This window comes from Oryzicola mucosus, assembly GCF_014534685.1.
Lineage (GTDB): Bacteria > Pseudomonadota > Alphaproteobacteria > Rhizobiales > Rhizobiaceae > Oryzicola > Oryzicola mucosus.
Genome location: NZ_JACVVX010000001.1, coordinates 546647 through 561267, shown reverse-complemented (window position 1 = coordinate 561267; position 14621 = coordinate 546647). Strand labels below are relative to the sequence as shown.

The following is a 14621-nucleotide window of genomic DNA, read 5'->3' as shown; positions in this document are numbered from 1 at the left end:
TCCACAAAAAGAAGTCATCCAGGGTAGGAACGCTCGCAATCATGGCCGCAAACAGCAAGTCCTCGATCTCCGGCAGCCCGTCCGTCAGCGCGCAGGAAGCGCTCGAATTCCATTCGATGGGGCGGCCCGGCAAGCTTGAGATCAACCCGACCAAGCCGATGGCGACGCAGCGCGATCTTTCTCTCGCCTATTCGCCAGGTGTCGCCGTACCGGTGCTGGCGATTGCCGAGGACCCGTCGCGGGCCTTCGACTACACCACGCGCGGCAATATGGTCGCCGTCATTTCCAATGGCACCGCCATTCTCGGCCTTGGCAATCTCGGCGCGCTGGCGTCCAAGCCTGTCATGGAAGGCAAGGCGGTGCTGTTCAAGCGCTTCGCCGACGTCGATTCCATCGATCTCGAGGTCGATACGCAGGATGCCGACGAATTCATCAACTGCGTGCGCTATCTCGGCCCGTCCTTCGGCGGCATCAATCTGGAAGACATCAAGGCGCCGCAGTGCTTCATCATCGAACAGCGCCTGCGCGAGCTGATGGATATTCCTGTCTTTCATGACGACCAGCATGGCACCGCCATCATCGCGGCCGCCGGCCTGATCAACGCGCTGCACATCACCGGCCGCGACATGAAAAATACCAGGCTGGTCTGCAACGGCGCGGGCGCTGCGGGCATTGCCTGCATCGAACTGGTCAAGGCGATGGGCTTTTCGCCCGAAAACGTCATTCTGTGCGACACAAAGGGCGTGGTCTATCAGGGCCGCACCGAAGGTATGAACCAGTGGAAGTCGGCGCACGCCGCGCCCACCGATGCCCGCACTTTGGCGGATGCCATGGATGGTGCCGACGTCGTGTTCGGCCTGTCGGCGCGCGGAGCCTTCACCAACGCCATGATCCAGTCCATGGCGAAGAACCCGATCATCTTCGCCATGGCCAATCCCGACCCGGAGATCACGCCCGAGGAGGTCGCCGAAATCCGCACCGATGCCATCATGGCCACCGGCCGTTCGGACTATCCGAACCAGGTCAACAATGTGCTTGGCTTCCCCTATATCTTCCGCGGCGCGCTCGATGTGCGGGCCACCACCATCAACGATGCCATGAAGGTCGCCGCCGCCCAGGCGCTCGCCGATCTCGCCCGCCAGGACGTGCCCGACGACGTTGCCGCCGCCTATCAGGGCAACCGGCCGAAATTCGGCCCGCAATACATCATTCCGGTGCCGTTCGACCCGCGCCTGCTGTCGGCCATTCCGGTCGCCGTGGCGCGCGCGGCGATGGAATCGGGTGTTGCAGGGCGGCCGATCCTCGACCTCGACAAATACGCCCAGGAGCTGTCGGCGCGCCGCGACCCGATCGCCTCCACCCTGCAGCGCATCTACGACCGCGTGCGTCGCCAGCCCAAGCGCGTCGTCTTCACCGAGGGCGAGGAAGAGCAGGTGATGCGGGCAGCCGTCTCCTACGTCAACCAGAAGCTCGGCACCGCCATTCTGGTCGGCCGCGACGAGGTCATCAAGGAAAATGCGCGCAATGCCGGTGTCGATCTCGACAAGCCGGGCATCGAGATCATCAATGCGCGCCTGTCGCGCAAGAACGCGATCTATGCCGACTATCTCTACGAGCGGCTGCAGCGCAAGGGCTACTTGTTCCGCGACGCCCAGCGCCTGATCAACAACGACCGCAACCACTTCGCCGCCTGCATGGTGGCGCTGGGCGATGCCGACGCCATGGTCACCGGCGTGACGCGCAACTATTCCACGGCGCTCGAGGATGTCCGCCGCGTGATCGACGCGCGGCCCGGCCACCGCGTCATCGGCGCCTCCATCGTTCTTGCGCGCGGCCGCACCGTCATCGTTGCCGATACGGCGGTGCACGACATGCCGAACGCGGAGCAGATCGCCGACATCGCCGAGGAAGCCGCGGGCTTTGCCCGGCGCATGGGCTACGAGCCGCGCGTCGCCATGCTCGCCTACTCGACCTTCGGCCACCCGCAGGGCGAACGCTCCGAGCGCGTGCAGGAGGCGGTGCGCCTGCTCGACAAGCGCCGCGTCGACTTCGAATACGATGGCGAGATGGCCGCCGATGTCGCGCTCAATGCCAAGGTCATGCAGCAATATCCGTTCTGCCGCCTGTCCGGTCCGGCCAATGTGCTGGTCATGCCGGCGTTCCACTCGGCCTCGATCTCGACCAAGATGCTGCAGGAACTCGGCGGGTCCACCGTCATCGGCCCGCTCTTGGTCGGGCTCAACAAGCCCGTCCAGATCGTGCCGCTCAACGCCAAGGATTCCGACATCGTCAACATGGCGGCAATCGCCGCCTATACGGCAGGGGCTTGAGGGGGGCGGGCTTTCGCCGAGCGGCGAACTTGATGAGACGACAACGCGTCCTTCCCTTCTCCCCTTGCGGGAGAAGGTGGCCGAGCGAGCGCAGCGACAGCGAGGTCGGATGAGGGGTGCTGGACGGAGTGAACGGGCGATGATTGTGCGCCTGACCCTCTAAATCGTTATCTTTTCTTTCCCGCCTCGTTTCTTCCAACACCCCTCATCCGCCCCTTCGGCGCACCTTCTCCCGCAAGGGGAGAAGGACGGGGCGCCAACCTCCTTCAAAGTTGACAGCTGTCAACTCGGCGCGCCACCCCTAAGCCCGTTCTTCCCACACCTTGGCCAGTTCGACGATGGTCGCAACGGCCTTTTCCATGTCCTGGCGGGAGACCCATTCCAGCGGCGAGTGGAAGGCGTGGCCACCGGCGAAGATGTTGGGGCAGGGCAGCCCCATGAAGGAGAGGCGCGAGCCGTCGGTGCCGCCGCGGATCGAACCGCGCACCGGCTCCATGCCGGCGCGGCGCACCGCTTCCAGCGCGTTGTCCATGATTTCGGGATGCCGGTCGAGCACCACCTTCATGTTGCGGTACTGGTTCTTGACCTCGAAGCCCGCCGTCGATCCCGGAAAACCAGCCAAAACGTCCGCCACGATCTGGCGCAGCAGCGCTTCCTTGGCGACAAGCCCTTCCTCGTCGAAATCGCGCACGATCAGCTCGATCCGGGCCTTCTCCATCGAGCCGGTGACGGAAACGGGATGGATGAACCCCTGCTTGCCGGAGGTGGTTTCGGGCGCGATATCCTTGGGCAGCCGGTCGAGAATGGCGGCGGCGATCTTGATGGCGTTTTCCATGCGGTCCTTGGCAAAACCGGGATGGATCGCCACGCCGGTGATGGAAATCTCCACCCCATCGGCTGAAAAACTCTCGTCCTCGATATGGCCGGTGGTCTCGCCATCCATCGTATAGGCGAACGCAGCGCCCAGCTTTTTCAGGTCGACCTTGTCGACGCCGCGACCGACCTCCTCGTCGGGCGTGAACAGGATCTTGATCACGCCGTGGCGGATGGTCTTGTCCGTCATCAGGATATCAGCAGCCGTCATGATCTCGGCCACGCCCGCCTTGTCGTCGGCGCCCAGAAGCGTGGTGCCGTCGGTGGTGACGATGTCGTTGCCGATCTGGTGGGCGAGTGCGGGATGCTCGGCGGTCCGGATAACGCGGCTGGCGTCGCCCGGCAGGGCGATGTCGCCGCCCAGGTAATTCCTGACGATCTGCGGCTTGACGCCTGTGCCGGAAAAATCCGGCGCGGTGTCCATATGCGAGCAGAAGCAGATGGTCGGCACCGTCTTGTCTGTGTTGGCCGGGATCGTGGCATAGACATAGCCATGATCGTCCAGATGTGCGTCGGCGATGCCCATTGCCAGAAGTTCCTCGACCAGCAGACGGCCCAGCACCTTCTGCTTCTCGGTGGTCGGCTGGGACTTCGAGGTCGGGTCGGATTGAGTGTCGATGACGACGTAGCGCAGGAAGCGGTCGAGTACGGTATCGGTCATGGCGGCTCCGTTGAGCACGATGCGGAAAGGACTATGCAAAGGGCTGGTGGAAAATTTACCATCCTGCGGTAGCAAAGGTCGAGGTCCCGCCGGGAGAGGGCGGCCGGCCTGTTGGTATCGTGGCCGGGAAAAAGGGGCAAGACCGTGGCGCAGCAGGATACGATAGCGGGCCGACCGAGCGTGTGGCGCGACAAGACGGCGATCATCTTGACGGCGACGATTTTCGGCCTGACCTACGGGCTGAGCGCGCCGCTGATAGCACTGCAACTCACCGAGGACGGCTACAGCGAGACCATCATCGGCTTCAATGCCGCGATGCATGCGCTGGGGGTTCTGGCGATAGCGCCCTTCCTGCCGCAGATCGTCGCCCGCTTCGGCACGGCGGGCACCGCGCTGGTGGCGTTGATCGCCGGCGGCGTGCTGCTGCTGCTGTTTCCAGCCGTGCCGCTGATCTGGCTGTGGTTTCCGCTGCGGCTGGCGCTCGGCGTGGTGTCGGAAAGCCTGTTCGTGGTGTCCGAAACCTGGCTCAACCAGGTCACTGAAGAAAAGACCCGCGCCCAGACCATGGCGATGTACAGCGCCTGCCTGTCGCTCGGCTTCGCGCTCGGCCCGCTGATCCTGGTCATCGCCGGCAGCCAGGGCGCTCTGCCCTTCCTGATCGGCGCGGCCTTTGCCCTGGTGGCCGCCGCCGTGCTGATCTGGGGCAAGCCCAAGGCGCAGGTGGTCGAGCACCATACCAGGATGACCCTGGCCCGCGCCTGGCAGCTCGCGCCCATCGCCATCGTGGCCACCGCGCTCAATTCGGCGATGGAAACGGCAGGCCTCAGCCTGCTCGCCATCTATGCCATGGAGCTGGGTTGGGAGGAAAAGCCCGCCACGCTTCTGATCACCACGCTTCTGGCAGGCGCCATCGTGCTGCAACTGCCCATCGGCTGGCTCGCCGACCGTGTCGACAGGCGCAAATTCGTCATGGTGCTGGCTGTCCTGTCGACCATCGGCGCCGCTTTGTGGCCGGCGATGCTGAGCCATGGCTGGCTCGCCTATGTGCTGCTGTTTTTATGGGGCGGCGTGTTCGTCGGCATCTACACGCTGATGATCACCATCGTCGGCAGCCGCTTCAAGGGCGGCGATCTCGTCGCGCTCTACGCAATCATGTCGGTCGCCTGGGGGCTTGGCGCGTTGGTCGGCCCGCCGCTGGGCGGCCTCGCCATGCAGTCGATCCCGCATGGCCTGGCGATTTTCGCGGCCGCCGGCTGCGCTGCTTTCGTGCTGTTTCTCTGGCGCAGCAAGAGCGAGGCTTAGCGCTCCTTCACCCGCTGCGGGTAGATCGTTTCGCCGCGCTCCAGCATCGTCAGAAAGGTCTCGATCTTCTTTTTCCGGCCCGCTGCCGTCTTGATGTGATGCATGCGGAAGGCGAGCGCGAAGCGGTTCTGTGCGGTGAGCGTGGCAAGCATCGCCTTTGCCTTCGGACTGGAGTCGATGGCGGCCTGCAGATCGTCGGGGATTTTCATATCCTTGCCGCTGGCATAGGCCCGGTCCCAGCGACCGTCGGCCTTGGCCGCCTCGACCTCTCGAAGGCCGTGCTCGGTCATCCGGCCTTCCTCGATCAGCCGCGCGACATTGTCGACATTGATCTGGCTCCAGATGCTCTTCTTGCCGCGTTTGGTGTAGCGCTGCAAAAAGCTCTTGTCGTCAAACCCCTTGCGGATCGCGTCGATCCAGCCCCAGCACAGCACCACGTCGATGGCTTCAGTCGGGCTGATCGATTTCAGTCCCGATTTGACCTTGTGGATCTTGATCCAGACTTCATCGGCGCAATCATGGTTTTCGGCGAGCCAGCTGTAGAAGCTGTCCTTATCACCGAACTCCCGAACCTTTCCTGGATCGACCGTCACCGGCGCCATGGCATCTTCCTCCGCGCCGGAGGGGCGCCGCGAAGCGAGTTTACTTCACCGGATGGGCGGCAAGCCAGTCCTGCATCTGCTTGATTTCGGCCTGCTGGGCTGAGATCACCGCTTCCGCCAGCTTGCGGATTTCGGGGTCCTTGCCGTATTGCAAGACCACCTCGGCCATATCGATGGCGGCTTGATGATGCGGGATCATACCGCGCACGAAGTCGACATCCGCATCGCCGGAATAGTCGATAGCCATGTCCTTGTGCATTGTTTCGGCGGCCGCCTTATAGGCCTCCGTCGAGGCGCTGGCGGATGCTTCCGCACCCATGGAGTGGCCATTGTGATCCTGCTGCGCCTGGGCGAAGCCGGTGCCGAGAAGAGCAGCGGCGGCAAGGGCGATCAGCGGTTTGCGAAAGGTCATGATGGTCTCCTTTGACAGTCGGGAAATTCAGAGCTTGAGCGAGCGCAGGCGCAATGCGTTGGAAATGACCGACACTGACGACAGGCTCATCGCCGCGGCTGCCAGCATCGGCGACAGTACGATACCGAACACCGGATAGAGCGCGCCGGCTGCTACAGGCACGCCCAGCGCGTTGTAGGCAAAGGCGAAGAACAGGTTCTGCCGGATGTTGCGGATCGTGGCCTGCGCCAGCGTTCGCGCCCGCACGATGCCGTTGAGGTCGCCCTTGACCAGCGTGATGCCGGCGCTCTCGACCGCGACATCAGCGCCGGTGCCCATGGCGATGCCGACGTCGGCGGCCGCCAGCGCGGGGGCGTCGTTGACGCCGTCGCCGGCCATGGCCACCCTCGCGCCCTTGGCGTGCAGTTCGTCGATCAGCGCCTTCTTGTCCTCGGGCAGCATGTCGGCGCGCACCTCGTCGATGCCGAGGCGCTTTGCCACGGCACTGGCAGTGCCCGCATTGTCGCCGGTCGCCATGATGATGCGCAGGCCGGACCGGTGCAGCGCGTCGATGGCCTCGGCTGTTGTTGCCTTGATCGGATCGGCAACGGCGACGATGCCGGCCGGCCTGCCGTCGACGGCTGCGAACATCGCCGTCTTGCCGTCAGCGCGCAGAGCGTTCGCCTTGTCGCCGAAGGCGGAGAGGTCGATGCCGAGGTCGCGCAGCAAAGCGGAATTGCCGATGGCGACCTTACGGCCGGAAACCGTAGCCACCGCGCCCTTGCCGGTGATCGCCTCGAACTCGGTGGCCGTGGCAGCCGAGATGTTCCGCAAGGCCGCGCCCTCGAGGATCGCCTCGGCGAGCGGGTGTTCCGAGCCCTTTTCAAGGCCTGCGGCGAGAGCCAGAAGCTCGTCCTCGGCAAAGCCTTCGAGCACGATCACATCGGTGAGCTTCGGCTTGCCCTCGGTCAGCGTGCCTGTTTTGTCGACGATCAGCGTGTCGACGCCCGAAAACCGCTCCAGCGCCTCGGCATCCTTGATCAGGACGCCGGCCTGCGCGCCGCGCCCGGTTGCGGTCATGATCGACATGGGCGTGGCGAGGCCGAGCGCACAGGGGCAGGCGATGATCAGCACCGACACCGCCGAGACGATGGCAAACGCCATGCTGGGCTGCGGGCCGAACATCGCCCAGGCGGCGAACGCCAGGACGGCGACCAGAACCACGGTTGGCACGAAATAGAACGACACCCGGTCGGCCAATCCCTGGATCGGCGCGCGGCTGCGCTGGGCCTTGGCGACCATCTCGACGATCTGCGACAAGACGGTCTCCGCACCGACCTTCTCGGCCTTGATGACGAGCGTGCCGTTGCGGTTGAGCGTGCCGCCGGTGACTGCGTCGCCTGCGGTTTTTTCGACCGGCAGCGGTTCGCCGGTGATCATGGATTCGTCGATGGCGGTGCGGCCTTCTAGCACGGTGCCGTCGACCGGTACGCTGTCGCCCGGACGGATGCGCAAGCGGTCGCCTGTCTTCACCTCGTCCAGGGGAACCTCGCTTTCCGAGCCGTCGGCGCCGATGCGGCGCGCTGTCTTGGGCGCGAGGTTGAGCAGGGCGCGGATGGCGTGGCCGGTGCGTTCGCGCGCCTTCAGTTCCAGCACCTGACCGAGGAAGACGAGCGCGATGATGACGGCCGCGGCCTCGAAATAGACCGGCACGGCCTCGCCATGGCCGCGGAATTCGTGCGGGAAGATGTCCGGGAACAGGGTGGCGACGACGCTGTAGAGATAGGCGGCGCCCACGCCGATGGCGATCAGCGTGAACATGTTGGGGCTGCGGTTGACGATGGAGTCCCAACCGCGATGGAAGAACGGCGAGGCGGCCCAAAGCACCACCGGTGTGGCCAGCGCGAACTCGACCCAAACCGCTGCGCGCTCGCCCATCCAGTCGCGGAAGGGCAGGCCCAGCATCGGTCCCATCGTGATCACAAGCAGCGGGATGGACAGCACAGCGCTGACCCAGAAGCGACGGGTGAAGTCGACCAGTTCGGGATTGGGGCCTTCGTCGCCGGTGGGTATGCCCATCGGCTCCAGCGCCATGCCGCAGAGCGGGCAGGAGCCTGGCTTGTCGCGCACCACCTCCGGATGCATCGGGCAGGTGTATTGCGTGCCATTTGGCATAGGCTTCGGAGCAGGGCGGTCGCCGAGATAGTGTGCCGGCTCTGCCTCGAACTTGTCCTTGCAGCGCACTGAGCAGAAATAGAACTTGTCGCCCTCATGGCGCAGGAAATGCTTCGCGCTCGCCCGCGCCACGGTCATGCCGCAGACCGGATCGGTGGCGGAAATGTAGCTGTCCGGCTCCTTTACAAACTTGTCGCGGCAGCCGGCGCAACAGAAATGATAAACATGGCCGTCGTGTTCGACGCTCGGCTTTCCGGCGCTCGGATCCACAACCATGCCGCAGACAGGATCGCGCAGCACCGCCTCGGCGTCCGGTGTCGCAGCTTTGCCGTGGCCCGAACAGCAGGCGCCTTTGGCGTGGTCGTGATGATCGTGCGAATGGGTCATGTCGATACTCGGAATTCCAGTCGGCTGGCGTTGTAGGGGTTCCAGCAACTGGAAGGTCAACAGGCAATTTTACCGAATGTTGCACTTTCGCGTGCAGTGTCCGGCTCGCAGGCTGGCAATGCCATACCCATGCCCCCAATTTCGCGCTATAGACGCCGCCGAAAAGCCGAGACCTGATCCGCCTATGAGCAAGATTCCCCTTAAGCTGGACGAACTGATCGATTCCGCGGCCTTGCGCGTCGAATTGTCGGCGCTTACCGGCGCGAATGGCGACGGATCGAGCGTCGCTGTGCGAAGCAAGGCGCTGCAGCTTCTGAAGGAACGCATCGCCAGCGGCCGCAAGGTGGCGGAAGCGATGCTGATGGACGATGGCGGCGGCATCGCCTGCGCTGAGCGGCTGTCCCACGTCATGGACGAGGTGATCCGTTGCCTCTACGATTTCGCCGTCACCCATGTCTATCGGGCGAAGAACCCCTCCACCGCCGAGCGCATGGCCATCGTTGCCGTCGGCGGCTATGGCCGGGGCACGCTGGCGCCGGGCTCCGACATCGACCTGTTGTTTTTGCTGCCCTACAAACAGACCCCCTGGGGCGAGCAGATCGTCGAATACATGCTCTACATGCTGTGGGACATGGGGTTGAAGGTCGGCCATGCCACCCGCAACCTCGAGGAATGCCTGCGGCTGTCGCGTGAGGACATCACCATCCGCACGGCTGTTTTGGAAGCGCGCTATCTGTGGGGCGAACAGCGGCTTTACGACGAACTGATCCTGCGTTTCGACCGCGAGGTGGTGAAGGATACCGGCTCGGAATTCGTCCAGGCCAAGCTGGCCGAACGCGACGTGCGCCACACCAAGGCGGGCGAGACGCGCTATCTGGTCGAGCCCAATGTCAAGGACGGCAAGGGCGGCTTGCGCGACCTGCAGACTTTGTTCTGGATCGCCAAATATTTCTATCGTGTCCGCACCGGCAGAGAACTGATCGAAAAGGGCGTCTTCACCCAGACCGAGTACAATCAGTTTCTCAAGGCCGACGATTTTCTCTGGGCGGTGCGCTGCCACATGCACTTCCTCACTGGAAAGGCCGAGGAGCGGCTGCATTTCGACATCCAGCGCGATATCGCCGAGCGGCTGGGCTACACTAGCCAGCCCGGCCTGTCGGGCGTCGAGCGCTTCATGAAGCACTACTTCCTGGTGGCGAAGGATGTCGGCGACCTCACGCGCATTTTCTGCGCGGCGCTTGAGGAGGAGCAGGCCAAGCATGTTCCGGGCTTCAACCGGCTGATCGCCGGTTTTTCGCGCCGCCGCCGCAAGCTCGCCGGCACCAGCGACTTCATCGTCGACAACCATCGGATCAACATCGCCAACGACCAGGTGTTCGAACACGATCCTGTCAACATGATCCGGCTGTTCTGGTTCGCCGACAAGCATGGGCTGGAATACCACCCCGATGCGCTGAAGCTTCTGACCCGGTCGCTGAGCCTGGTCGACCGCAATCTGCGGCGCAATCCGGAAGCAAACCGGTTGTTCATGGACGTGCTGACGTCGGACCGCGACCCCGAGCTCAACCTGCGCCGGATGAACGAGGCCGGCATGCTCGGCCGGTTGATTCCGGATTTCGGCAAGATCGTCGCGATGATGCAGTTCTCGATGTACCACCACTACACGGTGGACGAGCACCTGCTGCAATGCATCAAGGTGCTGTCGGAGATCGAGCATGGCGATGGCGAAAAGATCCATCCGCTGTCGCACTCGCTGATGCCGGGGCTGAAGAAGCAGCGCGAGGTGCTCTATGTCACCGTACTGCTGCATGATATCGCCAAGGGGCGGCCCGAGGACCACTCCGAAGCCGGCGCCAAGATCGCCAGGCGCATCTGCCCGCATATGGGCCTGTCGCCCGCCGACACCGAGACGGTGGCATGGCTGATCGAGAACCATCTCGTCATGTCGATGACGGCGCAGACGCGCGACCTCAACGACCGCAAGACGATCGGCGACTTCGCCGATATCGTGCAGTCGGTGGAGCGGCTGAAGCTGCTCCTGGTCCTGACGGTGTGCGACATCCGGGGCGTCGGCCCCGGCGTCTGGAACGGCTGGAAGGGCCAGTTGCTGCGCACGCTTTATTACGAGACTGAGTTGCTCCTGACCGGCGGCTTCTCCGACATGACCCGCGCCGAGCGCGCCATGGCGGCCCGTGCGCGCCTTTCGGAGTCGCTTGCCGCCTGGCCGGAAAAGGCGCGCAAGGACTATGTGAAGCTGCACTACGACAACTATCTGCTGACCGTCGATCTGGCCGATCAGGTGCGGCATGCCGACTTCATCCGCAATGTCGACGAGACCGGCAAGCGGCTCGCCACCATGGTGCGGACGCATGAGTTCGAGGCGGTGACGGAGATCACCGTGCTCGCACAGGACCACCCCCGCCTGCTGTCGGTGATCGCAGGCGCCTGCGCGGCATCCGGCGCCAACATCGTCGACGCGCAGATTTTCACCACCGCCGACGGGCGTGCGCTCGACACCATCCTGATCAGCCGCGAATTCGACCGCGACGAGGATGAGCGCCGCCGCGCCGAACGCGTCGGCAAGCTGATCGAGGACGTGCTGTCCGGCAAGAGCTGGCTGCCCGAGATCATCGCCAAGCGCTCCAAGCCCAAGCGCGGCCAGAAGATATTCCGCATCCAGTCGCGCGCCGAAGTGCGCAACTCGCTGTCCAACCGGTTCTCCGTGGTGGAGGTGGAGGGGCTAGACCGCCCCGGCTTCCTGTCCGAGATCACCGGCGCGCTGTCGGACCTGTCGCTCGACATCGCCTCGGCCCACATCACCACCTTTGGCGAGAAGGTCATCGACACCTTCTACGTCACCGACCTGACTGGCCAGAAGATCGACAATCCGACGCGCATGGAAAACATCAAGGCGCGGCTGGTGGCCAAGCTGGACGGCGCCGTCGAGGCTGAGAAGGCCGCAGCGGAATGAGTTGCTCAGAGAGGGGTGTCATAGGGTGCAGACGTCTTGATATTGGTGCCCGCCAAGAGAGCCTCCCGCAATGAGCCTGCTCAAGAAATTCGCCACCGTCGCCTCCGGCACGCTGGCGAGCCGCGTACTGGGCTTCACCCGCGAAATGCTGATGGCGGCTGCGCTGGGCACCGGTCCCATTGCCGACGCGTTCTATGCCGCCTTCCAGTTTCCCAACACCTTCCGCCGCCTGTTCGGCGAGGGCGCGTTCAACGCAGCGTTCGTGCCGCTGTTCTCCAAGGAGATCGAGGCGAACGGCACGGACGGCGCCAAGCGTTTTTCCGAGGAAGTGTTCGGTGTCCTTTTCACAGTCCTTCTGGCGCTGACCATCCTCATGGAACTGGCAATGCCGTTCCTGGTCTCGACGATCATCGCACCAGGCTTCAGCGACGACGTTGAAAAGTTCGACCTGACCGTATCGCTCGCCATCATCATGTTCCCCTATTTGATGTGCATGTCGCTGACGGCGATGATGAGCGGTATGCTGAACTCGCTGCGGCGCTATTTCGCCGCCGCCGTTGCCCCGGTCTTCCTCAACGTCGTCCTGATCTCGGTCCTGGTTTATGCCTGGCACAACGGCCATGACGGCCGGCAGGTCGGCTACGGGCTCGCCTGGGGCGTGATGGTGGCCGGTGTGATCCAGCTTGCCATTGTCTGGGGCGCGGTGCGCCATGCCGGCATGGCGATCGGCTTCAGGCTGCCCAAGCTGACGCCGAATGTGAAGCGGCTTCTGGTGCTGGCGCTGCCCGCAGCGGTGACGGGCGGCATCACCCAGATCAACCAGCTCATCGGCACCGCCATCGCTTCGGGCCGCGACGGCGCGGTCTCTTCGCTCAACCTCGCCGACCGCTTCTATCAATTGCCGCTCGGTGTGATCGGCATCGCGGTGGCCATCGTGCTGCTGCCGGAACTGGCGCGTGCGCTGAAAAGCGGTAACGACATCGAGGCTGCGAACCTGCAGAACCGCTCGGTGGAGTTTTCGCTGTTCTTCACCCTGCCGTCGGCGGCGGCCCTGCTGGTGATTTCCGAGCCGATCATTCGCGTGCTCTATGAACGCGGCGCGTTTACCGCCGATAGCACGGCGGTGGTATCGTCGGTGCTGGCGATCTTCGGCCTCGGCCTGCCGGCCTTCGTGCTGATCAAGGCGTTCACGCCGGGCTATTTCGCGCGCGAGGACACACGAACGCCGATGTATTTCGCTGCCATCTCGGTGGCGATCAACATCACCACGGCGCTGATCCTGTTCCCGTCGATGGGGGCGCCAGGCATTGCCACTGCCTCCGTTATCGCGGGCTGGATCAATGTCGCGCTGTTGCTCGGCTTCCTCATCAAGCGCGGCCACTGGAGCCGCGATGCCGGCCTGATGCGGCGTGCGCCGCGCCTGATCCTGGCCTCCGTGCTGATGGCCGCTGCCCTCTGGGCCGGTGGGCTGTGGCTGGAGCCTTGGCTGGCGCCGTTAACGCCGCTGCACACGCAACTCGCAGCCCTCGCGCTTCTGGTTGCCGGCGGCGGCATCGTCTATTTCGGCACTGTCTTTGCCATTGGCGGCGCCGATGTCGCCATGCTCAAGCGCAATGTCAGGCGTGGCGGCGCCAAGCCTGCAGCCCCCATCGATCCTGAATAGCCGCTTGCCGGCTGACGCCCCTTGATTGCCGGCTCGGCCTCGTTCATAAGCGCGCCGCGCCGGCTTTCCAGGCGCATGGCGTTCCGATGGGGCAACACCCTCCGGCACCATGCTCAAACGGCCCTCCACAAGCCAAGAGGAACATCATGTCCAGCTTCAAGCCCCTCGTCTTCTCGGGCGTCCAGCCCACGGGCAATCTGCATCTCGGGAATTATCTCGGTGCGATCCGCAAATTCGTCGCCCTGCAGGAGAACAACGACTGCATCTATTGCGTCGTCGACCTGCACTCGCTGACGGCGACGCTGGTTCACCCCGATCTTGCTGATCAGACCCGTTCGATCACCGCGGCCTTTCTGGCCGCCGGGATCGACCCCAAGAAGCATATCGTCTTCAACCAGGCCCGCGTGTCGCAGCACGCCGAGCTTGCCTGGATATTCAACTGCGTGGCGCGCATCGGCTGGATGAACCGGATGACCCAGTTCAAGGACAAGGCCGGCAAGGACCGCGAGAACGCCTCGCTGGGCCTGCTCGCCTATCCCAGCCTGATGGCGGCCGACATCCTGCTCTATCGCGCAACCCATGTGCCGGTGGGCGAGGACCAGAAGCAGCATCTCGAACTGACCCGCGACATCGCCCAGAAGTTCAACAACGACTTCTCCAGCCGCATCGCCGATCTCGGCATCGGCGTCGAGATGCAGGTCGGCGAGGAGACGGTCAACGGCTTCTTCCCGCTCACCGAACCGTTGATCGGCGGCCCGGCGGCGCGCATCATGAGCCTGCGCGACGGCTCCAAGAAGATGTCGAAATCCGACCCGTCGGACCTGTCGCGCATCAACCTGACGGACGATGCCGACACGATCTCCAAGAAGATCAGGAAGGCCAAGACCGATCCCGCCGGTTTGCCCAGCGAACTGGACGGCCTTGCCGGACGGCCGGAGGCGGAGAACCTGGTGGGTATCTATGCCGGGCTCGCCGACATCACCAAAGAAGAGGTGCTGCGGCAGTTCGCAGGCCAGCAGTTCTCTGTGTTCAAGCCGGCGCTGGCCGATCTGGCAGTCGACAAGCTGGCGCCGATTGCCGGCGAGATGCGTCGCCTGATGGCCGATCCCGCCTATATCGACAGCGTGCTGCGCGATGGCGGACAGCGCGCCGGTGCGCTTGCCGAGAGAACGATGAAGTCGGTGCGGGAGATCATTGGTCTTTTGGGTGATTGACGGCAGCATTCGCCGGCGACTTGCCCCGCGCCTGCCGCGGTGGCAGATTGCC

Annotated in this window: 9 protein-coding genes; 5 read left to right on the top strand and 4 right to left on the bottom strand. The window is 64.1% G+C overall.

Annotated elements, in window-relative coordinates:
- The first annotated feature begins 41 nt into the window (after positions 1–41).
- Positions 42–2330, top strand: coding sequence for an NADP-dependent malic enzyme (locus tag ICI42_RS02660; protein ID WP_188162972.1), 2289 nt, complete (start codon positions 42–44; stop codon positions 2328–2330).
- A gap of 301 nt (positions 2331–2631) precedes the next feature.
- Here ICI42_RS02660 and pepT read toward each other — a convergent pair whose 3' ends face one another.
- Positions 2632–3864: a peptidase T gene (gene pepT, locus ICI42_RS02655; RefSeq protein ID WP_188162971.1), complete on the bottom strand. Its 1233-nt coding sequence runs from the start codon at positions 3862–3864 to the stop codon at positions 2632–2634.
- Between the two features lie 144 nt (positions 3865–4008).
- Between pepT and ICI42_RS02650 the strand changes: the two genes are divergently transcribed.
- A complete protein-coding gene (locus ICI42_RS02650; RefSeq protein ID WP_330999095.1) occupies positions 4009–5166 on the top strand; it encodes an MFS transporter in 1158 nt (385 codons plus the stop codon).
- Here ICI42_RS02650 and ICI42_RS02645 read toward each other — a convergent pair.
- The 3 genes from ICI42_RS02645 to ICI42_RS02635 are packed head-to-tail and all read right to left on the bottom strand — an operon-like array spanning position 5163 to position 8721.
- Positions 5163–5768, bottom strand: coding sequence for a YdeI/OmpD-associated family protein (locus ICI42_RS02645; protein WP_188162970.1), 606 nt, complete (start codon positions 5766–5768; stop codon positions 5163–5165). The two genes, ICI42_RS02650 and ICI42_RS02645, sit on opposite strands and share 4 nt — an antisense overlap.
- A 40-nt stretch (positions 5769–5808) precedes the next feature.
- The gene (gene copM, locus ICI42_RS02640; RefSeq protein WP_188162969.1) at positions 5809–6180 is read right to left on the bottom strand and encodes a CopM family metallochaperone; all 372 of its coding nucleotides are present in this window, start codon (positions 6178–6180) and stop codon (positions 5809–5811) included.
- A 27-nt stretch (positions 6181–6207) separates the two neighbouring features.
- Positions 6208–8721: a heavy metal translocating P-type ATPase gene (locus ICI42_RS02635; protein WP_188162968.1), complete on the bottom strand. Its 2514-nt coding sequence runs from the start codon at positions 8719–8721 to the stop codon at positions 6208–6210.
- 184 nt (positions 8722–8905) lie between these two features.
- Here ICI42_RS02635 and ICI42_RS02630 point away from each other — a divergent pair, with 184 nt between their 5' ends.
- The 3 genes from ICI42_RS02630 to trpS all read left to right on the top strand — a co-directional run bounded on the left by ICI42_RS02630 (position 8906) and on the right by trpS (position 14569).
- Positions 8906–11692, top strand: coding sequence for a [protein-PII] uridylyltransferase (locus tag ICI42_RS02630; protein WP_188162967.1), 2787 nt, complete (start codon positions 8906–8908; stop codon positions 11690–11692).
- A 70-nt stretch (positions 11693–11762) separates the two neighbouring features.
- On the top strand, positions 11763–13355 hold the full coding sequence (gene murJ, locus ICI42_RS02625) for a murein biosynthesis integral membrane protein MurJ (RefSeq protein WP_188162966.1): 1593 nt from the start codon (positions 11763–11765) through the stop codon (positions 13353–13355).
- Positions 13356–13501: 146 nt separating this feature from the next.
- Positions 13502–14569 (top strand): tryptophan--tRNA ligase, encoded by a 1068-nt coding sequence (gene trpS, locus ICI42_RS02620; RefSeq protein WP_188162965.1) that lies wholly within the window; start codon positions 13502–13504, stop codon positions 14567–14569.
- The last annotated feature ends 52 nt before the right edge of the window (positions 14570–14621 follow it).